Genomic DNA, 21,891 nt, shown 5'->3' with positions numbered 1-21,891 from the left:
TCCGCTGCGAGTTCCCGGCGGATTCCGGTTGATCGGAGCACCGAGATCCGGCGAGCCTTGTGACAAGTCTCCCGACGCGGGATTTCGCAGCACAACTGATCTGTGCTGAAAGTCACTCACTTCTGTTGGGTCGAGGTTGGGTCGAGGTGGGCGCGGAAGGTCGCGGGAAGAGCGGCGTTCCGCGCGCTCGCGCGCGTGCCCGATCGCGCGTCGTCGCGAGCGGCTTCTCGGCTGTCGGAGCAGGTCAGTGGCTTTTTCGCGTGCGGAGATGCGGCCGGGGCGCCGGGAGGGCGGCCCACGGACCGGACGGCGGGCGGAGCCTCGCCCGCACGTCGCGGTGTTTCCTCCGCTCCCGGAAGATGTCCAGTCGGTGCACGGACCGCTACACCCGGCCGGTAGTGTGACCACGGGATCGGCGTGCTCGGCACGTCATTGGATCCGGGCAACTTCGATTCGAGTCAACGCGTAACACCGAGGCTGGCGTCTGCGATGAGCAACGTGGGGGACGGGCTGGACGCTCTGGTCAGCGCCTCCATCGACGGCGATCGCCAGTCGATCGAGCGCTTACTCGCCGAAATCCGTCCTTTGGTGGTGCGGTACTGCCGCGCCAGGGTGGGCCGGAACGAACGCTCGTTCGCTTCGGCTGACGATGTTGCCCAGGAGGTGTGTCTCGCCGTGCTGACGGCGCTACCGACCTACCGGGACCAGGGTCGTCCGTTCCTGGCGTTCGTGTACGGCATCGCCGCACACAAAGTGGCCGATGCGCACCGTGCATCGGCTCGCAACCGGTCCGAACCGGTCGCGGACCCTCCGGACACCCCGGAGTCCGAGGCCGGGCCGGAACAGCGAGCGATACAGGGCGAGCTTTCGGGCAGGATGGCGCAACTGCTGCGTGTGCTACCGGCCAAGCAGCGGGAGATCCTGCTGCTCCGGGTGGTCGTCGGGTTGTCCGCGGAGGAAACCGCCGAAGCGGTCGGTTCGACGCCGGGAGCTGTGCGTGTGGCGCAACACCGTGCGCTCGCCCGGCTGCGAAAGACGCTGTCCGCGGAGGAGGTGGTCTGAATGGCGGAAGACAGAGGCTCCGGAGGAGACGACAACGGGCGTGACTCCGTCGAGCCCGGCCAGCAGGACGACCGGTTGAACGTCGAGGAAGGTGGGACGAGTTCCACCGCACCCGTCGGCGGTGATTCCGAGTCGGAGGAGCGGTTCTCCCGTCCGGGAGCCGATTCGGAGGACTTCGGAGCAGGTGGCACGGACGGGACCGAGACGACTTCGTCCGTCGGGGCCGAGAGCACGCCCCCGGAGGACACCGCGGGTCGGGGGACTGCCGAGGAGCCGGTTCCGGGGGATTCGGAAGGTGCCGAGGTGCTCGAGTTCCGGCCGCGCGAGGGTGCCGGTGACCGGGTCGGAGCAGGTGGCACGGTCGGCGCCCCGGGTGAGCACGGTGCGGACCTCGCGGATGCCGACCTCGGCGAGGACCTCGATCTCACCGAGGACCTCGACGAGGACGAGGAACCGCTGGATCTCGCCCAGCTGCGGGCCGACGACGAGTTGTTGAACACACTCGGCGGAGCGGAGTCCGGGAGCGAGTCCCTCTCCGACGAGTCAGGTGTCGACGTCGAGGCCCTGTTGTTGGCATGGCGACGCGATGTCGACTCCGCACCCGTCGGTGAGCTCGTCGACACGGACAGCGCCGTCGCGGCGGTTGAAGAGGGCAGACCCAAACGCCGCGCCCGTAAGCGAAGGCACTTGGTCCCGGTGGCCACGGCCGCGGCCGTGCTGATGATCACCTTCACCGGGGTTGGGCTGGCGGCGCGGGACGCAGGCCCCGGGGACGCGTTGTGGGGCGTGACCCAGGTCCTCTACAGCGATCGCGCCGCTTCGGCAGCGGCCGCATCCCGTGCGGAAACCCAGCTGGAGCATGCCAGCCAGGCCTGGCAGCAAGGGCAGGAACAAGCCGCGGAGACGGCGTTGCAGCAGGCGGAGCAGCAGTTCAGCACCATCGATCCCGGGGAACGGCGTTCCGAGCTCCGTGCCGCGCACGCCTCGCTGAGCGCGAAGTTCCAACAACCGCCGACACCGCCGGAGAGCTCCTCGACGGAGTCGAGCAGTTCGGACCAGCAGGGGCCCCCTCCGTCCGGTTCCTCCGAGGAGTCCTCGGAGAGCACCACTTCCCCGAGCTCCGACCAGACCTCGCCTCCCACGAGTTCGAGCGTGCCGAGCAGTACCTCGAAGCAGCCGCCCACCTCCTCGTCCGGGGAACCGAGTTCGACCGGAAGCGAGAGTCCGAGCAGTGACGGGGAAGGTACCTCGGGCAGCAGCAGCGACGGTTCGCTGAGTTCGCACTTCGACTGAGAGCTCGAGGTTCCCGGTTCGCGTGCGGCGCGGGGCGGGACCTCGCGGTCTCGTGAGCGGGTGCCCCGACATCGGGTAGCGGTGCTGCACGACGTCGGGGCCGTCCTCGCGAGAGCACCACGGGAGAACCCGTGGCGGTGCCGGCCGGGTGGTTGGAGGAAAGCGGCGAGGCCGCTTTCCTGACGGCCCGGTCCGACCGAGCACTCGCCCGATCCGGGCGAGCACTCACTGGCGCTCGACCTCGGTCAGCGACTGCGCTGGTCCTCGGTCTCGATCACTCCGTCCGCGAAGCCACGGCAGTACTCCCAACTGACGTAGTTGCCCGGATTCGGTTCGTAAGCCGGTTCGTGCGGGCGCATCCGTCCGTCGTTGAGCAGCTGTTCGAGGCTGGACCGCAGCAGCTCCCAGTCGTGGTAGTGCGCTTCGCCGCAGTCCGCGCAGTCCACGACGATCCCGCGGATACCGCGCGGCTCCAGCAGCGCCTGGTACACGGCCAGGTCGGCCAGGTCCGAGAGCAGTTCGGCCCGTTCCTCGTCACCGAGCTGTTGGTCCTGCTCGTCCTGATCGCCGAGGGCCATGCTCGGGTCTTCCGGATCGCCCGCGAACGGGTCTGGTGGCAATGGGTCATGCGGCACGACCCGCACGGTACCGGTACGGTCCAGCCCTCCGGTCCCGTGGCCGGGGAATTCCCGGATTCTCTCAATCGATACCATGGGGGGACATCGCCCGTGAGTCGTGTCGAGGCGTTTGTGGTGCAGTCCTTCCGCGGCCGCCGTGCGTCTTCGTCGGAAGGGCTCGCGGGTTCCGCTCGCCTCAGGGAGTGCCCTCGTGTGGATGGTCGGTGAGTCGGGAAACGTTCTCACCGGTTCGCTTGCGAGCACCCGAGCGGCACGGACCACTCCCGGACGGGACGCCAGGCACTTCAAACTGATCGAGGAAGGCACTCCTTCGCGCTATGACCAGCGAACTCACCGCCCCGGGCTTTCCGACGAAGTTCGCGACGCTCGGGCTGACCTTCGACGACGTGCTCCTGCTGCCCGGCGAGTCGGACATAGTCCCGAGCGCCGTGGACACGAGCACCCTGCTTTCCCGGAACATACGGCTGCGTTCCCCGCTGATCTCCGCGGCCATGGACACGGTCACCGAGGCCCGGATGGCCATCGCGATGGCACGGCTGGGCGGGGTCGGTATTCTGCAGCGCAACCTGCCCGCGGAGGAGCAGGCCGCGCAGGTGGAGGTCGTCAAGCGGTCCGAGGCCGGTATGGTCACCGATCCGGTGACCTGCTCGCCGGAGGACTCGCTGGCCGAGGTCGACGCGCTCTGCGCGCGCTACCGGATCTCGGGGTTGCCGGTGACCGAACCGGACGGCGCTCTGGTGGGGATCATCACCAACCGGGACATGCGGTTCGTGACCGATCACACCAAGCGCGTCAGGGAAGTCATGACCACCGCCCCGTTGATCACCGCCAGGGTCGGGGTGACGACCGATGAGGCGCTCGACCTGCTGCGGGAGAACAAGGTCGAAAAGCTCCCGATCGTGGACGGTGGCGGCAAGCTGCGCGGTCTGATCACGGTCAAGGACTTCGTCAAGACCGAGCAGTACCCGGAGGCGACCAAGGACGCCGACGGCAGGTTGCTCTGCGGCGCGGCGGTCGGTGTGGGCACCGACTCCCACGAACGAGCGATGGCCCTGGTCGACGCGGGCGTGGACGTGCTGGTCGTGGACACCGCGCACGGGCACTCCAAGGCGGTCGCCGAGACGGTGGCGACGCTCAAGCAGGAGCTCGGGGACTCGGTGGACGTCATCGGCGGCAACGTCGCGACGAGGAGCGGCGCGCAGTCCCTCGTCGATGCGGGGGCCGATGCGGTGAAGGTCGGTGTGGGCCCCGGCTCGATCTGCACCACCCGCGTCGTGGCCGGTGTCGGTGTTCCCCAGATAACCGCCATCTACGAGGCCGACCAGGCATGCCGCCCGGCGGGAGTTCCGCTGGTCGCCGACGGAGGTATCCAGTACTCGGGCGACATCGCGAAGGCGATAGCCAGCGGTGCGAGCAGCGTGATGCTCGGCAGTCTCTTCGCCGGGACGGCGGAGGCCCCCGGGGACCTGGTGCTGGTCAACGGCAAGCAGTTCAAGGTCTACAGGGGCATGGGCTCCATGGGGGCCATGTCCTCCAGGGAGGACGGGCAGTCCTACTCCAAGGACCGCTACTTCCAGGACGACGTGCTTTCCGAGGACAAGCTGGTTCCGGAGGGCATCGAGGGGCGGGTCCCCTACCGTGGACCGCTCGGTCAGGTGGTGCACCAGCTCGTCGGTGGGCTGCGCTCCGGAATGGGTTTCACCGGGTCCGGTTCCATCGAGGAGCTGCAGCAGGCGTACCTGGTGCGTGTGACGACGGCTGGTATGAAGGAGAGCCATCCGCACGACATCACCATGACCGTTGAGGCCCCCAACTACACGACGCGGTAGCGTGCCTCGCCGGGTCGGACGGGCGCGGCCGGCCCTCGGAGGAGCAAAGCGGCACCGCGGGAAGGACACACGTGCGGGATCTTGTGGAAATCGGCATGGGCCGGACGGCCATGCGCGGTTACGACTTGGAAGACGTCGAGATCGTGCCGTCGCGGCGTACTCGTTCGTCCAAGGACGTCTCGTTGTCTTGGCAGATCGATGCCTACCGGCTCGACATTCCGCTGGTGACCCATCCGACCGATGCGGTGGTGTCCCCGGCGACGGCCATCCGCATCGGCGAGCTCGGCGGTCTCGGGGTGCTCAACGCCGAGGGGCTCTGGGCGCGTCACGAGAACGTCGAGGGCGAGCTCAACCAGATCGTGCGCGTCGCCGAGGAGGGCGAGGGCCCGGAGGCGGCGATCGCCATGCTGCAGCAGTTGCACTCGGCTCCCGTCCGCACGGATCTGCTCACCGAGGCGATCAAGCAGATCAAGGACTCGGGGGTCACGGTCGCCGCGCGGGTCAGTCCGCAGCACGCCGAGGAACTCACGCCCACGTTGCTGGCCGCGGGAGTCGAGGTGCTGATGGTGCAGGGCACCATCGTCTCGGCCGAGCACGTCTCCCGTGACGGCGATCCGCTCAACCTCAAGCAGTTCATCGGCGATCTCGACGTTCCCGTGATCGCGGGTGGTGTCGGCGACTACCGCACGGCCATGCACCTCATGCGCACCGGCGCCGCGGGGGTGATCGTCGGGTTCGGGCAGTCCCGCTCGGCGACCACGACGCAGACGCTGGGGATCGGGGTGCCCATGGCCACGGCCGTGGCCGACGCCGCTGCCGCGCGCAGGGACTACCTGGACGAGACCGGTGGCCGCTACGTGCACGTGATCGCCGACGGCGGACTCTCCTACTCGGGGGACATCGCCAAGTCGATCGCGTGCGGCGCGGACGCGGTCATGCTCGGGGAACCACTCACCGAGACTTCGGAAGCTCCCGGGCACGGCTACTACTGGACCGCCGCGGCAGCGCATCCGAACCTGCCGCGCAGTGAGATCGTCGGTTTCAACAGCGCTGGCGTGGACCTGGAGACGCTGCTGTTCGGCCCGAGCAGCGATCCGTACGGCACGCTGAACCTGTTCGGCGCGCTGCGCCGTGCGATGGCCAAGACCGGTTACTCGGAGCTCAAGGAGTTCCAGAAGGTCGGCCTGATGCTGTGCCGCTGATGTTTCTGGGAGGTTCGGTGGCTCGGTTTGCTTGGGTGGTTGCGTGGCGGAACCTCAGTCGGCGCCCGGCTGCGGGATCCTCGACATGGGGTAGCCACCTACACGACGTCGAGGCCGTCCTCGCCGGGCACTCGACCGAGAACCCGCGGTGGTGCCGACTGCCCAGGCTCAGAGCACCCGCGTTGGAGTGAACGTTCGGGTCGGGAGTTCTTGTTTGGGTTTCCGACGGCTCGGGGTGCTCGCGGCGGTGCCGACTGCATAGGCTCGTAAGCGCCTGCGTCGGTGTGGCACCCCTGATCGTAAGTTCCCGACGGGAGTTGGCGGTCCGGCTGCTCGGGGCGGCGAGCGGCCGGACCGCTTGGCCGGTGACCGAACCGCCCCGGGAAGTGTCCAACCGGTGAACGCATTTGCCGTGAGCTATGGCTACTGGCGAGTAAGTTGCTCTAGTCTTTCCCGCATGAGTGATCGGAAGCACCCTCGCGGGGAGAGCTCGGCTCGCGAGCACTACGACGTGGTCGTGATCGGATCCGGCTTCGGCGGCAGCGTGGCCGCGTTACGCCTGGTCGAGAAGGGGTACCGCGTCGCCGTGCTGGAAGCGGGCAGACGATTCGCCGACGAGGAGTTCCCCAAGACCTCCTGGGACCTGCGCCGCTTCCTGTGGGCTCCGCGGCTCGGCTGCTACGGCATCCAGCGCATCCACATGCTGCAGAACGTGCTGATCCTCGCCGGTGCCGGAGTGGGCGGCGGTTCGCTGGTCTACGCGAACACGCTGTACCGCCCCATGAAGCCGTTCTTCACCGATTCCCAGTGGGCCCACATCACGGACTGGGAGAAGGAACTCGACCGACACTACGAGCAGGCCACTCGGATGCTGGGCGTGGTCACGAACCCGACGGTGACCCCGTCCGACCGCGTTATCCAGGAAGTCGCCTCGGAGATGGGGGCCGAGAAGAGCTACCACCCGACTCCTGTGGGCGTCTACTTCGGCAAGCCCGGCGAACGCGCGAGCGATCCCTACTTCGGCGGAGCGGGGCCGGAGCGCACCGGCTGCACCGAGTGCGGTGCCTGCATGACCGGATGCAGGGTCGGCGCCAAGAACACCCTGATGAAGAACTACCTCTACCTGGCCGAGTCGAAGGGCGCCGAGGTGTGGCCGATGACCACGGTCGACGGGCTGCGCAAGGACGCCTCCGGGCAGTGGAGGATCCGAACCAGCAGGACAGGGGCCCTGCTGGCGAAACACCCCCGCACGTTCACCGCCGACCAGGTCGTGCTCGCGGCGGGCACGTGGGGAACGCAGAACCTGCTGCACCGTTGCAGGGAGAACGGGGACCTGCCCGCGCTCTCCAGCAGGCTGGGCGAGCTGACCCGGACCAACTCGGAAGCGATCATCGGAGCGCAGAAGCGCGCGGTCGACCCGGATCGGAACTTCTCCGAGGGGACGGCCATCACCTCCTCGTTTCACCCGGACGAGGACACGCACATCGAGCCGGTCCGCTACGGCAGGGGCAGCAACGCGATGGGGCTGTTGCAGACCCTGCCGACCAGCGGTGGGAAGAGCACACCGCGCTGGCGGCAGTGGCTGTGGTCGGCTCTCACGCGTCCGCTCACCACGCTGCGACTGCTGTCGGTGCGCCGCTGGAGCGAGCGCACGGTGATCCTGCTGGTGATGCAGAGCCTGGACAACTCGCTGCGGACCAGGTTGGGCAGGGGGCTGTTCGGCAGGCGCAGGCTGACTTCGAGCCAGGGCCACGGTGCTCCCAACCCGACCTGGATCCCGGCGGGGGAGCGCGCCAACGAGCTGGCCGCGGAGAAGATCGACGGGATCGCCGGGGGAACCTGGGGCGAGCTGTTCGACGTCCCGCTGACGGCGCACTTCATCGGCGGGTGCCCGATCGGTTCGGACCCGAGCAGCGGAGTGATCGACCCGTACCACCGCGCGTGGGGGTACCCCGATCTGTCGATAGTGGATGGTTCGGCCATAACCGCGAATCTCGGGGTCAACCCCTCGCTGACCATCACCGCGCAGGCGGAGCGCGCCTTCTCCATGTGGCCGAACAAGGGGGAGGCGGATCCGCGTGCCGCGCAGTCCGAGGAGTACCGCCCGGTGGAGCCGGTGGAGCCCCGCCATCCGGCCGTGCCCGCCGAGGCTCCCGCCGCGCTGCGCCGTTGATCGCGGTTTCGCGCGAAGCGGTCACTCCGGAGCCCTTGCGGAGGGAGCGTTTCGCGTGAAACGTGTCGACCCCAGGGGGTGATGCCGCCGCATTCGGTGGGCCTGGGACAATACGCTGACCAGCGTAGTGCTCTCACCTGGAGGTTCGACGTCGTGTCCGACACCGCAGGGGGTATCGACCCCGCCGGACAGGATTCCGCGCAAGGACGATCCGGCAGCGGCCCCGTCCTGGTGGTCGATTTCGGCGCGCAGTACGCGCAGCTGATCGCCCGCCGGGTGCGGGAGGCACAGATATATTCCGAGGTGGTCCCGCATGACACCCCGGTGGAGGAGATGTTGCGCAGGGACCCCGCGGCCGTCGTGCTGTCCGGGGGGCCGGCCAGCGTCTACGAGGAGGGCGCCCCGGAGATGGACGGGACGCTGTTCCGCTCCGGTGTGCCGGTCTTCGGGATCTGCTACGGCTTCCAGGTCATGACGAAGGCGCTGGGCGGAACCGTCGAGCGAACCGGGACCAGGGAGTTCGGCAGGACGGAGCTCTCCGTCTGCGCCGCCGGGGGCACGCTGCACCAGGAACTGCCCGGGCACCACCCGGTGTGGATGAGTCACGGTGACTCCGTGAGCAAGGCCCCGGACGGTTTCCGGGTCATCGCCGAGACCGAGGACACCCCGGTGGCCGCCTTCGAGAGTCCCGAACTCGGACTGGCCGGGGTGCAGTACCACCCGGAGGTGGCGCACTCCCCGCACGGTCAGGGGGTGCTGCGCAGGTTCCTGCACGAGATCGCGGGAATCCGTCCGCGCTGGACCACCACCTCGATCGTGGACGAGACGGTCGCCGCCATCAGGGAGCAGGTCGGCGACGCGCGGGCGATCTGCGCCCTCTCCGGCGGCGTGGACTCGGCCGTCGCGGGCGCTCTGGTCAACAAGGCCATCGGCGACAGGCTGACCTGCGTCTTCGTGGACCACGGGTTGTTGCGCTCCGGTGAACGCACCCAGGTGGAACGCGACTTCGTCGCGGCCACGGGCGCACGACTCGTGGTGATCGACGCCGTGCAGCAGTTCACCGACGCGCTGGCGGGAGTGACCGACCCCGAGGAGAAGCGCAAGATCATCGGGCGCGAGTTCATCAGGACCTTCGAACAGGCCGCGCGGGATCTGCAGACGGAGGCGGGCGAGGCCGGGGAACGGATCGAGTACCTGGTCCAGGGAACGCTGTACCCGGACGTCGTGGAATCCGGCGGGGGAACCGGCACAGCCAACATCAAGAGCCACCACAATGTCGGCGGCCTGCCCGAGGACCTGCAGTTCGATCTGGTCGAGCCGCTGCGCGCCCTGTTCAAGGACGAGGTGCGCAGGGTCGGTTCCGAGCTCGGCCTGCCGGAGACGATAGTGCAGCGCCAGCCCTTCCCCGGTCCGGGACTGGCGATCCGGGTGATCGGAGAGGTCACCCCGGAGCGCCTCGCGACCCTGCGCGCCGCCGACGCGATCGCCCGCGAGGAACTGACGGCCGCTGGGCTGGACCACGACATCTGGCAGTGCCCCGTCGTGCTGCTCGCCGACGTGCAGTCGGTCGGCGTGCAGGGGGACGGGCGCACCTACGGCTACCCGGTGGTGCTGCGCCCGGTGTCCAGTGAGGATGCGATGACGGCCGACTGGACCCGGCTGCCCTACGAGGTGCTCGAACGCGTCTCCACCCGGATCACCAACGAGGTCTCCGAGGTCAACCGGGTGACCCTCGACGTGACGTCCAAGCCACCGGGGACGATCGAGTGGGAGTGACCGGCGGTGACGGCGCCCGGGCCCGGCCTGGACGGGTCCGCGGCGTCGGTGCCCCGTGCGTGACGGGGCCTGACGGACTCGCGGGTCAGTACCGCCGCAGTGCGCTGACGAGCATGAGCACCCCGACGGCGACGGCGCCGAAGGCGAGCACCCGCTGAGCGGTCCACGTCCCCCCGACCAGGAGGTAGACCGACGTCGCCACGGTGAGGACCCCCGCGGTCAACGCGATCGGGTCCAGCCCGAAACGCCGTGCTCCGGTGCGCTGAGCCCGCGGGCTCAGCTGTTGTTCCGGTCGGTCGTCAGCCACGGAAAACCTCCACGGTCCCTGCCTTCGTCCTCAGATCGAGCCTGATGGTGCCCCCACCGGGTCCGTCCGCTCCGAGATCGGTGTTGTCGACGTGCGGATTCCGGCCCGAGCGGTGCAGGCCGAGACAGTCCACCGACCCGAACTCCGCGGAGCACGTGACGTGCGCGTCCGCGTTCCGCGGCAGGTGGACGGTCGTGGTTCCCGTGCCCAAGCGCACCGAGGAGCGCGCTTCTTCGCCCGGTGGCAGCCGCATGCGGTTCAGGTACAGCGTGATGCTGCCGGCCGATTCCGAGTACACCGGTGCCAGTTCGGCAGCCGTGTCCGGGGTGGCCGTGACCCGGCTGATCCCGTTCCACGGGTCGTCGGGCAGCACACTCGCCACCATGCTCAGCAGAGCCAGCGGGATCGCGAGCGCGATCAACCCCCTGCCTCCCCGCAGGAAGGCCCCCACCAGCATTCCGCAGCCGAGCACGCCGAGCATCAGCGCCCCCACCTTCACGGGGGGCAGGCCCAGCGCCACCGAGAACCCTCCCGCCAGCAGCGCGACTCCGAGGGTGGTCAGCGTCACCGAATGGCGTGATCGGCTCCCGGCCGGGTGTGACCTCGGCGATTCCGGAACCGGTGGGGGCGTGGGGGAGGGCGGGCCCTGTTCCGGGGGCGGAGTGCTCGCCGCGGCGGGAGGAGTGGTCTCCCCGGGAAGTGCCGCGCTGTGCGCGGTCGTCGTTTCCGCCCCCGGATACACCCAGGTGCTGGCGGTGCCGTCCGCGCCGGGTGTCGGTGCGGCGTTCGTGGAAGCGGCGTTCGTGGAAGCGGCGTTCGTGGAAGCGGCGGTGTGCTCGGGTGGCGTGGCGGTCGTTCCGGCCCGTGGGTCCGGGGGAGTTCGACCGCTGTAGTGCCGGTGCAGCAGGTACAGCAGGAGCAGGCCGAGCAGCAGACCGAACACGCTGGGAAGGTCGAACATCGAGAACATGACCGGTACCAGCACCAGCGCGGCCAGCACCAGCAGCACCGGGGAGTGGTCCCTGACCCTGCCCGTGTTCGCGTCCAGCTTCGGCAGAGCGAGCCAGAGCAGCACGTAGAGCAGCAGACCCGCCCCGCCGTAGAAGGTGCCCACCGCGAAGCCGACGCGGAACAGCACGGGGTCGATTCCGTAGTGCTCACCGAGCGCGGCCGAGACCCCGGCGATCTTGCGGTTCCCGTCCGTGCGCGTGGGACGGGTGTTCCAGAGCCGCCGCAGCGAGTCCTGGAACCCCTCCTCGCGGGGGTCGGTACGTGTCCCGGAGCCACCGGTCCCTCCGGAGCCGCCCGTCTCGCCGCTGCCCACTGGTCCGTTCATGTTTCCACTCTGCGTGCCCATCCGTCTCCTCGTCCTCAGGGAAGTCCCTGAAATCCCCCGCACGCGGTCGCGCGCTTCCCCGATGCCCGGCGGTGGCCGTGCGTGCAACCATCGGTGTCGTGCAGGTCCGATCCAAGCGTCCCGAGAAGCGTTCCCCGAGTGCGGGAGAAGCGATCGGACCGGAGGGACGGACCCGGCCGTACCGCTTCTCGGAGGGGGAAGGGCCCCGGCTGTACCGCCAGCGCTCCGGACGAGTCGTGGCCGGAGTGGCCATGGGGCTCGCGCGGCACTTGGAACTGCCCGTGCTGTGGGTGCGGGCGGCGTTCGCCGTGCTGGCCTCGTTCGGTGGTGCGGGGGTGCTGGCCTACGGGCTGCTGTGGGTGTTCGTGCGCCAGCGCTCGGACGGGGGCGGGCAGGCCTCGGTGCGGGAGCGTCAGCAGGGCCTGGTGCTGCTGGTTCTCGGTATCGGGCTGGCCGTGGTGGTGGCCTCGGCCAGTGCCGTTCCCCCGTGGCTGGTCGGAACCCTCGCCTCGATACTCGTCGGTGGCGCCGTGCTCTGGCGGGAGGCGGACGAATCCCAGCGCGACCAGTGGCGCCGGGAGGCCAGGTCGAGCGTGCTCGGCACGCTGGCCGGCGGCGGGCGTGCCGCCGGGCTCCGGGTGCTGGCCGGGGCGCTGCTGGTGGTCATCGGTCTGTTCTTCTTCGTCCGGGGAGCCGCGGGCAGCGAGGTTCCCGTGGTCCTCGCCGCGGTGAGCGCGACCCTGATCGGGATGGCAGTGCTCACCGTGCCCTGGTGGATGAGGCTGGTCGGTGATCTCGATGTGGAGCGCTCCACCAGGATCAGGTCGCAGGAGCGGGCCGAGATAGCGGCGCACCTGCACGACTCCGTGCTGCAGACGCTGGCGCTGATCCAGAAGCAGGCCTCCTCGGAACGGGAGGTTCGCAGGCTCGCCAGAAGCCAGGAGCGGGAGCTGCGGCAATGGCTCTACGGCCCCGGCGGTTACAGCCGTACCTCCCGACGCATGACCGAGGCGCCGGTGGCGATGCCCGCCTCGGCCGGTCCGGACACCGGCGCGGAGGAGACCGTGGAACCCGCCGCGGTCGCCGACACGGTCTCGGCCGAGCTGGGGCGCATCTGCGGCGAGATCGAGGACGGCTTCGACATCACGGTGCGACCGGTGGTCGTCGGGGACGGCCAGCTGGACGAGTCGTTGCGGGCGATGCTGGCGGCCGCGCGGGAGGCCGTCGTCAACGCGGCCAAACACGCCGGGGTCGGCGAGGTCAGCGTCTACGCCGAACTGCAGCCGGACCGGGCCGAGCTGTTCGTGCGGGACAGGGGAGCCGGGTTCGACCCGGACGAGGTCGCGGAGGATCGGCACGGTCTGACCGACTCTGTCCGGGGCAGGATGGAGCGCAACGGGGGTCAGGTGCGCCTGCGCACCTCGCCCGGAGCGGGAACCGAGGTGCACCTCGACCTCCCGCGCTCTCCCGAGAGGCGACAGTGAAGGAGCTCGAGCCATGACCGAAGAGCACGACGAATCCCCGGAACTTCGGGAGACGGAGCAGGAGCGGTCCGCGGTGCGGGTCTACATCGTCGACGACCACGCGCTGTTCCGCACCGGTGTTCGCGCCGAACTGGGCACGGCCGACGAGAGGGTGCGGGTGATCGGCGAAGCCGGTTCGGTGGCCGAGGCCGTGGCCGGGATCGAACACCTGCGTCCCGATGTGGTGCTGCTGGACGTGCACATGCCGGACGGCGGTGGTGCCGAGGTGCTGCGACGGGTGCGCGAGCGGTGCCCCGAAGTGGTTTTCCTCGCGCTGTCCGTCTCCGACGCGGCCGAGGACGTCATCACGACGATACGCGGTGGTGCGCGCGGCTACGTCACCAAAACGATCTCCGGGCGGGAGCTGGCCGACTCGATCTGCCGGGTCTCCGACGGGGACGCCGTGTTCTCACCCCGGTTGGCGGGCTTCGTGCTGGACGCCTTCGCGGAAGGGCCGAACTCCGCCCCCGTCGGGGACCCCGAGCTGGATCAACTGACCCGCAGGGAACGCGAGGTGCTGCGGCTGCTCGCGCGCGGCTACGCCTACCGCGAGATCGGATCCGAGCTGTTCATCTCGGTGAAGACGGTCGAAACGCACGTTTCCAGCGTCCTGCGCAAGACGCAGCTGTCGAACCGGTACGAGCTGTCCAAGTGGGCCTCCGATCGCCGCCTAATTTGAAGGGGATCTTTCGGCGGTGCCGATTGCTCGGGCTCAAAGCGCTCGCGTTGGGGTGGAGGCTTTTCGGGGACTGGCTTGTCGTGGGCGGTTGCGTGGCGGAACCTCTCGCGGGTTCTCGCTCTGGGGGAGGCCATCGGGTAGCGGCCCTTCTGCTGGGAGCGCCTGTCACTGGAGCCGTTCCAGAGAGAACGTTTCGCGTGTGGGGGCAGGGGAGGCGGGTACCGATGACGCTCACCGGGTCAGCTGCGGGCGGGTTCGCTCGGCTCGGTGTCGGCCGCGCGGGTCCTCCCGCGTGAGCCGCGGACATTGGTCCTGCTCAGCGCCACCCCGAGCAGTACGACGACCATACCGGCGAGCACGCGGGGACCGAAGCTCTCGTCGAGGACCAGCCAACCGAGCACCACCGAGACGGCGGGCATCAGGTAGGTCACGGTGGAGGCGGTGGTGGCCCCCTCGTCGGAGATGATCCGGATGTGCAGCGCGAAGGCGAGACCGGTGCCGAACACCCCGAGCGCCGCCACCGCCAGCAGCGGCAGCGGGGCGGGCTCGATCGGCGCCAGCCCACCCACCGGCAGCGTGAACAGCGCGATCCCGGTGGCGGCCGTCATCTGCATGGTGGCCACCGTGAGCGGGGACAGCGGGCGCCCGGACAGACCGGGACCGCTCAGGCTCCGACCTATGTAGACGAAACTGACGCCGTAGCTGGCGGCCGCCGCGAGGCAGGCGAGCACGCCCCAGCCGAGCAGGCCATCGGCACCCTGCCACGGTGCCAGGATCACCACGACCCCGGAGAACCCGGCCAGCAGCCCGAGCAGCCGGGCTCCGGGCAGCGAGCGCTCCGTTCCGTAGAGCAAGCCGAAAAGGACGGTCCACAGTGGCGTGGTCGCGTTGAGCACGCCGGTGAGCCCCGAGTCCACTGTGCGTTCACCGATCCCGAACAGGATCCAGGGCGCTACGTTGCCGAACACGGCGGCCACGGCGATGGTCCGCCACAGGCCGCGTGCTTCGGCCGAGCCGAACCCGATCAGGCGCCCACCGCTGAGCACGCACAGCGCTGTCAGCACCCCTGCGCCGAGAGCTATCCGCGCGAACGCCACCTGGGTCGGGGACAGCGCCTGCAGCCCCACCTTGATGAACAGAAAGCTCGCTCCCCACAGCAGGGCGAGAACGATCAGCCGCACGTAGTTGGCGCGGTTGTTCAAGATCTCCTCCACGATCGCGGTTCCCGGGCGGCACCGCCCGCGAACCACCATGCTGGCCTCTACCGATTAGGACAAGTGGATTTTGCTTCACTGATCTTTCAGTTCTGCTGTAAAGTCCGGGATGTGTTGGATGTCCGGCGAATGCAGGTGCTGCGCGCGGTGGTCAACAGCGGTTCGGTGAGCGCGGCGGCGGACAACCTCGGCTACACGCCGTCGGCCATCAGCCAGCAGCTCGGCGTTCTGGAGCGCGAGGCGGGCCTGCCGTTGTTCGAGAAGGCCGGGCGCGGGCTTCGTCCCACGGAGGCGGGCACCATGCTCGCCGAGCGAGCGGGAAAGCTGTCCGAGATCCTGACGGAGACCGAGGCGGAGCTGGCGGAACGGCGGGCGGGACGTACCGGGGTGCTCCGGGTCCGCTTCTTCCAGAGCGCGAGTGTCGCCCTGATACCTCCTGCCGTGGCCGGATTCCGCGCGCGTTGCCCCGACGTGCGGCTCGACCTGGGGATGCGTGAGGACGGCTTGCTGGAACAGCTCGTCGAGGGAGCCGTCGATGTGGGCGTGTTCGTGGTCGGCCGGGAGGTTCCCTCGCTCAACGGGGTTCGCGTGACGCACCTGGTCGACGATCCCTATCGGCTCGTGCTTCCGGAAGGGCATCCGCTGTGCGCGGAGGACCCCGTCGACCTCGGCAGGCTCGCCGAGGAGTCGTGGGTGCAGGAGTCGCTCACGGAGGGGCCCTGCGCCGAATCGCTCCAGGACGCTTTCGCCGCCGCGGGGATCACGCCCAACGTCACGCTGGAACCGGACAGTCCGCAGTCCGCGCAGGGGTTCGTCGCCGCCGGGCTGGGGGTGTCGCTGATCCCGCGACTCGGACTGGACCCGATCCACCCGAACGTCGCGGTGCGCTCGCTGCGCAAACCGGAGCCGGTTCGGCGGATCCACGTCGCGGTGCGGGAGTCGGTGGCGCGGCTGTCCAGCACGCGGATTCTGCTGGACGCGCTTTCCGAGGCGGCCGGTTGAGCACTTGCCCGCGGGTGCGGTCGCGGATCTTCCCCGCTCGAGCGGCCCGGCCGCCGGAGACCCTCAGCTGGCCCCGCTGTCGGTGTTGATCAGCGGCGTTCCGTCTCTGACGATCATCCCGAGGACGTGTTTCTCGGTGCTGGTCCCGCCGTCGTCCCGCTCGTAACGCAGTACGGCCCGTACCTTGTTCTCATCGGCCACCCGTGGCCCGCTCACGACGCGCACGTCCTCGATGGAGTCCCAGAAGTCCTCGTAGGTGTCCTTGCCCACCGACTTGAGCTCCGGGCCGAGCATCTTCCACGCCGCGTCGGTGTCCTCGGTCACCTTCGCGAAGTAGTTCCGGACGGTTCGGACCAGGTCGTCGTCCGAAACGGACTTCGAGGTCGAGGAGGTCGGCGAACTGCCGGTGGTCTCGGACCCGGTGGAGTTCGTGGCCTCGGCGGTGGTGGTCCTCGCGTTCGTGGCGGATTCGGCTGCGTCCGCCGAGTCGGAGCCGTTCACGGAAGTGCTCCGCGTTCCGGCGGAAACCGCCTGCGAACCGCCCCCGCCATCCGAGGAGACGGCGTTGGCGACCAGTATCCCGACCACGGCAGCCAGCAGCACGGCTATGGCCCATCCGATGAGCGCGCGCTTGACCCGGGGGGAATCAGCTCCGCCGCGGGTCGGGGCTCCCACCCGTGTGGGTGGACTCGCCACGGCGGGAGAAGCGGCGGGGGCGGCTGCGGTGGCCTGCTGCTGTCGAGCCGCCGCGGGGGGTTGTTGCGAAGGTCCTGGCGGAGCGGAGGGGCCCATCATCCCCGGTGAAGGCGGTGGTGCGGGGTTCACGCCCGGGTGGGGTGGTGCGGAGGGGTGCGGTCCGCCTTGGACACCGGGGAGGGGTCTGCCGTCGTGCACGGCCTGCAGTAAGTCCCTGGCCTGCGCCATGGTGGGACGTTCCACCGGGTCGGCACGCAGCAGTTCCATCAGCGCGGGGGCCATCGGTCCCGCGTGGCGCGGGTACTCCACCTGACCGCGGGAAACCCGGTGGAGCAGGCTGATGGCGTTGTCGTCCACGCCGAACGGCGGATGCCCCTCGATGGCGGCGTAGAGCGTGGAACCGAGGGAGAACACGTCCGAGGCTGGAGCGGGATCCCTGCCCAGCGCCACCTCGGGCGAGAGGTAGGCCGGGGTTCCGGCGAGGATCCCGCTCTTGGTCACGGCCACGTCCCCCACGGCGCGCGAGATGCCGAAGTCGGTGATCTTGGACGTTCCGTCCTCACCGATCAGAATGTTTCCCGGCTTCAGGTCCCGGTGCACGATCCCGGCCAGGTGCGCGGCCGCCAGCGCCCCGGCGACCTGTGCTCCGATGCCCGCGGCCTCGATCGGGGGCAGCAGCCCGCCGTCGGAGATCCGCGAGGCCAGACTGGTGGAGGGGAGGTACTCCATCACGAGGACGGGTTGCCCGTCCTCCTCGGCCACGTCGAAAACGGCGATGGCGTTCTGGTGCTGCAGCCGGGCCGCGATGCGCCCCTCGCGCATCGAGCGCTCGCGTGCTTCCCTGGTTTCGGCCTCGGTGTGCCCCTGCTGCAGCAACAACTGCTTGACCGCGACGGTGCGCTGCAGGCGCTCGTCGACCGCGCGCCAAACCACCCCCATCGCACCGCTGCCGATGCTCTTGTGCAGCCGGTAGCGTCCCGCGATCAGACGACCTTCGTCGCTCACAGCTCTCCCCGGTACTGGCGGTGTCGGTGACTGGATGGACTGGGCGGGCCCGCGGACGAGCCAGCGTCACACGACGGCTCCAACCGTACTGCGTGAACGACGAGCCCTCGCAAGGCGGTTGGCGAACCGGCTCACTCGGTGCCGGAGCCTGCGTCGTTCAGGGAATCGGTCCCCTCGTCGGCGGCGTCGGTGGTGCTCGTATCCGTCTCCGTGGTGGTCGTCGTCGTGTCCGTGTCGTCCGACTCGCTGGTGGCGGTCGGGGTGTCCGACTCGGAGGTTTCCGGCACCGAAGTGGTCGTGCTGGTCTCCTCTTCCTCCGTGGTCTCCTGCGTCCGGGTGGTCTCGTAGTAGTCCTCGTCCTCGGTGTAGTCGCCCCACTGCTGCTGCGAGGTGGTCGGCTCCGAGGTGGTCGTGGACGTGGGGGCGAGCTCGCTGCTGGTCCCCTCACCCGCGGGAGTGACCCGGTCGCCCTCGCTGTTGTCGCCGAGCAAAGAGGTCACGACCAGGACCCCCGCCGCGACGGCCGCGACGAGCAGCACGCCCACGGCCACCAGCGGTCCCTTGCCGCGCCGCTTGTTCACCGCGGCGTCCGCCCGGGTGTCCGAGCCGAGGTAGGCGTTGGTCGCGCGGGTGTCGCCGCCGCTGTAGAGGTCGTCCTCCTGGGAGGAACCGGCGACCATGGTCCCGCCGTCGTTGTTCGCGGGCACGGCTTCGGTGGCCGCTGCCGTGCCCGGGGACATCGCGGGCGGGATGGGAACGGGTCTGCTCGGCACCGAGGTCACCGCCTGCCCCTCGGACACGGTCTGCAGCATCTGCCTGACCTGGGCCATGTCCGGGCGGTCCTCGTTGTTGGCCTGCAGCATGGCCATGAGCGGGTCGGTCATCGGGCCCGCCTGCTGCGGGGGCTCGACCTTGCCCGCGGCCACGGCGTGCAGCAGCGCGAGGGTGTTCTCGCTCTGCCCGAACGGCGGGTGCCCCTCGACGGCGGCGTAGAGCGTGGCCCCGAGGGAGAACACGTCGGAAGCCCCGCTGGGTTCCTTGCCGCACGCGACGTCGGGGGACAGGTAAGCGGGCGTGCCCGCCAGCATCCCGGTCTGGGTGACCGAGATGTCCCCCTGCGCCCGCGAGATGCCGAAGTCCGTGATCTTGACCGTGCCGTCCTCGCCGAGGAGGACGTTCCCCGGTTTTATGTCCCTGTGGACCACCCCGACCGCGTGCGCGGCACCGAGGGCGTCCGCCACCTGGGCGCCTATGCGGGCGACCTCACGTGGCGGCAGCGGACCGCTTTCGGACATCATCGCGGCCAGGCTGGTGGAGGGCAGGTACTCCATCACGAGGACGGGCTGCCCCTCCTCCTCGGCCACGTCGTAGACGGACACCGCGTGCGGGTGCTGGAGCCTCGCCGCTATGCGCCCCTCGCGCATCGCCCGTTGCCGTGCTTCTTCCGCCTCGGCCGCTTCCAGGCCGGGTTGCATCACCAGTTGCTTGACCGCGACCGTGCGCTGCAGGCGTTCGTCGACACACTCCCACACAACACCCATCGCGCCGCTGCCGATGCGCCGCTGCACCCGGTAGCGTCCGGCGACCAGGCGACCTTCGTCGCTCACCGACGTCTCCCCGTACTGCTCTCGGTCCCACTCCCTGCCTAGCCGGCGGTGCCGGTTCGGTGGTTCGTCGGGATCGGTGGATTTCTCGCGGGCCGTGCGCGGCCCTCCGACATGTACACGTTCACTGTGCGGGCCCGGTCGGCTACCGAAGTCGACCGCCCGTGATGCGGCAGCTTAGTCCACGGGGAACCGGTCGCGGCCCGAAGTTCTCGAATTCGGTGGAGCACGGCTGGTATCGCTGCGCTCGTGTCGACGGCGGATCCCACCCACTCGTCCCGGACCGGCAGGCACCGGAGATGTGGCGGTCGTTGCCGCATCGTTGTGAGAATACCGGCCGGAACGTGTTCTGGCGGTAGCCGTCCCGTGTTCGTGCGTGAAAGCCGCGTGCGCCGGGGTGGAAGCGCGTGAAGCGGTCGCCGCCCGCGAGGGGTCGGCTCAGCGGCCTCCCACGGCGGGGAGAGCGGAAAACACCAGCGGGACGGAGACCTCGCTCGACGGGTCAGCCCTGCTCATCGGTGCGCTGCAGTCGAGCCGCCCGCAGTCTCACCCGGGAGATCCGCGGGTCGTCGCCGCGGGTGACCGAGAACGAGTACCGCAGCGCGATGCTGGTTCCCGCGTCGTCGCGTGCCGCGACAGTGGCCAGTACTTCTCCGTTCCTGGTCGGGACGATCTCGTGCGGCCTGACCGAGCTCAGCGCACGCCAGCCGTGTGCTATCCGGGTGCGCTGGCGGTCCGTGAGACTCGTCGAGACCAGGCTCAGCGCCCGTGCGGGATCGGTGCCCAGCAGCCGGTAGAAATCACGCACCACCCCGGTGGCCCCCCGCATGCTTCCGGCCGACGGATTCGCCGGGGAGTCCTCGGTCCCCGTCCGCGTCCAGAGCTCGGGCAGCCGTGGCGTCTCGGCCGGAAGGCGTGGTGGGGACCACCCCGCCCGCTCGAACAACACGTCGATCCGGAGAGCGGCGGACCCGGCCACCCCGCTCCGGGCCGTCTCGTCGACCCGGGCGGTCCGCCCCGGCGGGCGCGAGAGCGAGTCGGAGAGCACGGTGCCGGTGACCCCGGTGGCTCCCAGCGCGAGAAACGCGGCCAGCGCCCCGGCCGTTGCCCGCGTCGAGCGTGGGAACCGCGCATCGGACACCGGCCGGCCGCCCGCCCCGTCCTCGTGAGGCCGCTCGGGGGGCTGCGCGGCTTCCGGCTCCGGTGGTCCCGGCATGTCCTCGTCCTCTCGTCGGTCATGGGGTCGCCGGTCAGGGCCCGTCTCGGGTCCGTTCTCGGGTTCGCGGGGCCTAACTCGCGGGGACGTCGGCGACCACCCGGTGCCGCTCCTCGTCGAACCTCAACCTCCGGTGGAGCGTCCGGGTTCCTCCGCTCCGTTCGAGACGCAGTTCGGTCACCGTGCTGTCCACGGCCGCGGTGGTCGCCACGACCTCGATCCGGTCCGCGTCCGCGTAGGGAGCGGCGAATTCCGCGAAGTCCGCGCGGCGCAGTCGTCCCCCCGTCATGCCGTGGGCGTTGCGAAGTTCCCCCGCCGCGATGTCGGAGAAGTACCGTTCGGTGAGTTCGCGCATCCGTGACCAGCTCGTCGTCCCGGCGTACTGCTGTTCCGCCAGTGCGGTGACGGACTCCGAGGTCGTGGGGAGCGAGCTGGCGCTCCCCGTGCTCGTCGGCACCTGCCGCTCCGGTCGTGGCTCCGGCGCCCGGGACCCGCTTTCCGCTGAGTGCGGCGCGGAACCCTCCCCCGGAGGGGAGTTCGGGTCCCCGCTCCGGGGGGAGAGGGCCCGGAGGTTCGTGCTCTCCGGTGACGTGGTCGTTTCCGCGGGGGAGGGCTCGGAACTCCCCCGTGTTCGTCGCGGGGGGCCTGGGACGCATCTCCCCAGGGCGCTCGGATCGCTCAGCGCGGCGGGCCGGGGGTAGTCGTGGCCGCGCGGCATGTGCGGTACCTCGGCCGTGTGGTGGGGCGGTTCCTTCGGGGCGAGGGCGGCCGTGGCGAGCACGATCCCACCGAGGGTGGCGGCTGAGGACAGCACGGCGAACCACCCGGCTCGTCGCCAGGTGCGCGGTGGGGTCACCGAGGCGGGGACCATGCCGAGGTCGAACTTCTGCAGCACGTCGTCCTCCTCCGCGGAAGCGGAGTCGGGTCCCCCGGCGGACGGTGCTCCCGCCCTTCCCGCGCGACACTCCGCGAGGCGGACGCACCGCCGTTCCGGGGCGCCCCGCTGTGGACCGGGGGGACCTTCGGGGGAGTCGTCGAGCTCTCCCGACCAGCCGTTCGGTTTGGTGCCGTCCATCGCAACCGACTTTCCGTCCCGTCTCGCGTTCAGGCCGTGCTCGCCGTCCGGAGGAGAGGGCCGGGCAGTCGGTTCGGGGAGCCGCGGCGGCGTTCAGCGGCGGTTCCCGCGCTTCCGGAGCCGGTGCGGCCGGAGTGGGCTGCGACCACGAGCGTTCGCTCGGGCACGGCGGGAGGATGATCTTGCGTGGCGGTCATGGAGACAGGCTAGGGGGATCCGTGATCCGTTACGCAACGGGCC

Annotated in this window: 17 protein-coding genes; 9 read left to right on the top strand and 8 right to left on the bottom strand. The window is 69.9% G+C overall.

Annotated elements, in window-relative coordinates:
• Nucleotides 1–489 precede the first annotated feature (489 nt).
• Nucleotides 490–1,062 carry a sigma-70 family RNA polymerase sigma factor gene (locus FHR84_RS08805; RefSeq protein ID WP_017976715.1) on the top strand — a complete coding sequence of 191 codons (573 nt, stop codon included), beginning with the start codon at nucleotides 490–492 and terminating at the stop codon, nucleotides 1,060–1,062.
• Nucleotides 1,063–2,355 carry a hypothetical protein gene (locus tag FHR84_RS08800; protein ID WP_179535007.1) on the top strand — a complete coding sequence of 431 codons (1,293 nt, stop codon included), beginning with the start codon at nucleotides 1,063–1,065 and terminating at the stop codon, nucleotides 2,353–2,355.
• A 245-nt stretch (nucleotides 2,356–2,600) separates the two neighbouring features.
• Here FHR84_RS08800 and FHR84_RS08795 read toward each other — a convergent pair whose 3' ends face one another.
• Nucleotides 2,601–2,999, bottom strand: a complete 399-nt coding sequence (locus tag FHR84_RS08795; RefSeq protein ID WP_165632100.1) for a DUF5319 family protein — start codon at nucleotides 2,997–2,999, stop codon at nucleotides 2,601–2,603.
• Nucleotides 3,000–3,310: 311 nt separating this feature from the next.
• Here FHR84_RS08795 and guaB point away from each other — a divergent pair, with 311 nt between their 5' ends.
• The 4 genes from guaB (at nucleotide 3,311) to guaA (ending at nucleotide 9,973) form a co-directional block, all read left to right on the top strand.
• Nucleotides 3,311–4,822, top strand: a complete 1,512-nt coding sequence (gene guaB, locus FHR84_RS08790) for an IMP dehydrogenase (protein ID WP_179535005.1) — start codon at nucleotides 3,311–3,313, stop codon at nucleotides 4,820–4,822.
• 71 nt (nucleotides 4,823–4,893) lie between these two features.
• Nucleotides 4,894–6,024: a GuaB3 family IMP dehydrogenase-related protein gene (locus FHR84_RS08785; protein ID WP_179535004.1), complete on the top strand. Its 1,131-nt coding sequence runs from the start codon at nucleotides 4,894–4,896 to the stop codon at nucleotides 6,022–6,024.
• Between the two features lie 457 nt (nucleotides 6,025–6,481).
• Nucleotides 6,482–8,197 carry an FAD-dependent oxidoreductase gene (locus FHR84_RS08780; RefSeq protein WP_179535003.1) on the top strand — a complete coding sequence of 572 codons (1,716 nt, stop codon included), beginning with the start codon at nucleotides 6,482–6,484 and terminating at the stop codon, nucleotides 8,195–8,197.
• A gap of 174 nt (nucleotides 8,198–8,371) precedes the next feature.
• Nucleotides 8,372–9,973 (top strand): glutamine-hydrolyzing GMP synthase, encoded by a 1,602-nt coding sequence (gene guaA / locus FHR84_RS08775; protein WP_179535388.1) that lies wholly within the window; start codon nucleotides 8,372–8,374, stop codon nucleotides 9,971–9,973.
• A gap of 85 nt (nucleotides 9,974–10,058) precedes the next feature.
• Here the strand turns inward: guaA and FHR84_RS08770 are convergent, their stop codons facing one another.
• Together FHR84_RS08770 and FHR84_RS08765 are read right to left on the bottom strand one after the other, a co-directional pair.
• Entirely contained in the window at nucleotides 10,059–10,280 is a 222-nt protein-coding gene (locus tag FHR84_RS08770) for a hypothetical protein (RefSeq protein WP_179535002.1), read from the bottom strand.
• Nucleotides 10,273–11,616 (bottom strand): PspC domain-containing protein, encoded by a 1,344-nt coding sequence (locus FHR84_RS08765; RefSeq protein ID WP_246300404.1) that lies wholly within the window; start codon nucleotides 11,614–11,616, stop codon nucleotides 10,273–10,275. Before FHR84_RS08765 ends, FHR84_RS08770 begins: the two co-directional genes overlap by 8 nt.
• Nucleotides 11,617–11,735: 119 nt before the next feature.
• Here FHR84_RS08765 and FHR84_RS08760 point away from each other — a divergent pair, with 119 nt between their 5' ends.
• Together FHR84_RS08760 and FHR84_RS08755 are read left to right on the top strand one after the other, a co-directional pair.
• The gene (locus FHR84_RS08760) at nucleotides 11,736–13,121 is read left to right on the top strand and encodes an ATP-binding protein (RefSeq protein WP_343075208.1); all 1,386 of its coding nucleotides are present in this window, start codon (nucleotides 11,736–11,738) and stop codon (nucleotides 13,119–13,121) included.
• A 13-nt stretch (nucleotides 13,122–13,134) separates the two neighbouring features.
• Complete coding sequence (locus FHR84_RS08755) at nucleotides 13,135–13,839, top strand: response regulator (RefSeq protein ID WP_179534999.1); 705 nt, start codon at nucleotides 13,135–13,137, stop codon at nucleotides 13,837–13,839.
• 239 nt (nucleotides 13,840–14,078) lie between these two features.
• Here FHR84_RS08755 and FHR84_RS08750 read toward each other — a convergent pair whose 3' ends face one another.
• On the bottom strand, nucleotides 14,079–15,092 hold the full coding sequence (locus FHR84_RS08750) for a DMT family transporter (protein WP_179534998.1): 1,014 nt from the start codon (nucleotides 15,090–15,092) through the stop codon (nucleotides 14,079–14,081).
• A gap of 90 nt (nucleotides 15,093–15,182) precedes the next feature.
• Here FHR84_RS08750 and FHR84_RS08745 point away from each other — a divergent pair, with 90 nt between their 5' ends.
• A complete protein-coding gene (locus FHR84_RS08745; protein ID WP_179535387.1) occupies nucleotides 15,183–16,055 on the top strand; it encodes a LysR family transcriptional regulator in 873 nt (290 codons plus the stop codon).
• Nucleotides 16,056–16,118: 63 nt separating this feature from the next.
• Here FHR84_RS08745 and FHR84_RS08740 read toward each other — a convergent pair whose 3' ends face one another.
• The 4 genes from FHR84_RS08740 to FHR84_RS08725 all read right to left on the bottom strand — a co-directional run bounded on the left by FHR84_RS08740 (nucleotide 16,119) and on the right by FHR84_RS08725 (nucleotide 21,651).
• Complete coding sequence (locus FHR84_RS08740) at nucleotides 16,119–17,756, bottom strand: protein kinase domain-containing protein (protein WP_179534997.1); 1,638 nt, start codon at nucleotides 17,754–17,756, stop codon at nucleotides 16,119–16,121.
• A 131-nt stretch (nucleotides 17,757–17,887) separates the two neighbouring features.
• On the bottom strand, nucleotides 17,888–19,363 hold the full coding sequence (locus FHR84_RS08735; protein ID WP_179534996.1) for a protein kinase domain-containing protein: 1,476 nt from the start codon (nucleotides 19,361–19,363) through the stop codon (nucleotides 17,888–17,890).
• Between the two features lie 499 nt (nucleotides 19,364–19,862).
• Nucleotides 19,863–20,576, bottom strand: a complete 714-nt coding sequence (locus FHR84_RS08730; RefSeq protein ID WP_179534995.1) for a hypothetical protein — start codon at nucleotides 20,574–20,576, stop codon at nucleotides 19,863–19,865.
• Nucleotides 20,577–20,649: 73 nt separating this feature from the next.
• On the bottom strand, nucleotides 20,650–21,651 hold the full coding sequence (locus FHR84_RS08725) for a hypothetical protein (protein WP_179534994.1): 1,002 nt from the start codon (nucleotides 21,649–21,651) through the stop codon (nucleotides 20,650–20,652).
• Between the last annotated feature and the right edge of the window lie 240 nt (nucleotides 21,652–21,891).

It is taken from the genome of Actinopolyspora biskrensis (genome assembly GCF_013408175.1).
In the GTDB taxonomy this organism is placed as follows: Bacteria; Actinomycetota; Actinomycetes; order Mycobacteriales; family Pseudonocardiaceae; genus Actinopolyspora; species Actinopolyspora biskrensis.
Note: the sequence above shows the minus strand (reverse complement) of the source record. Positions and strands in the feature narration are given on the sequence as shown.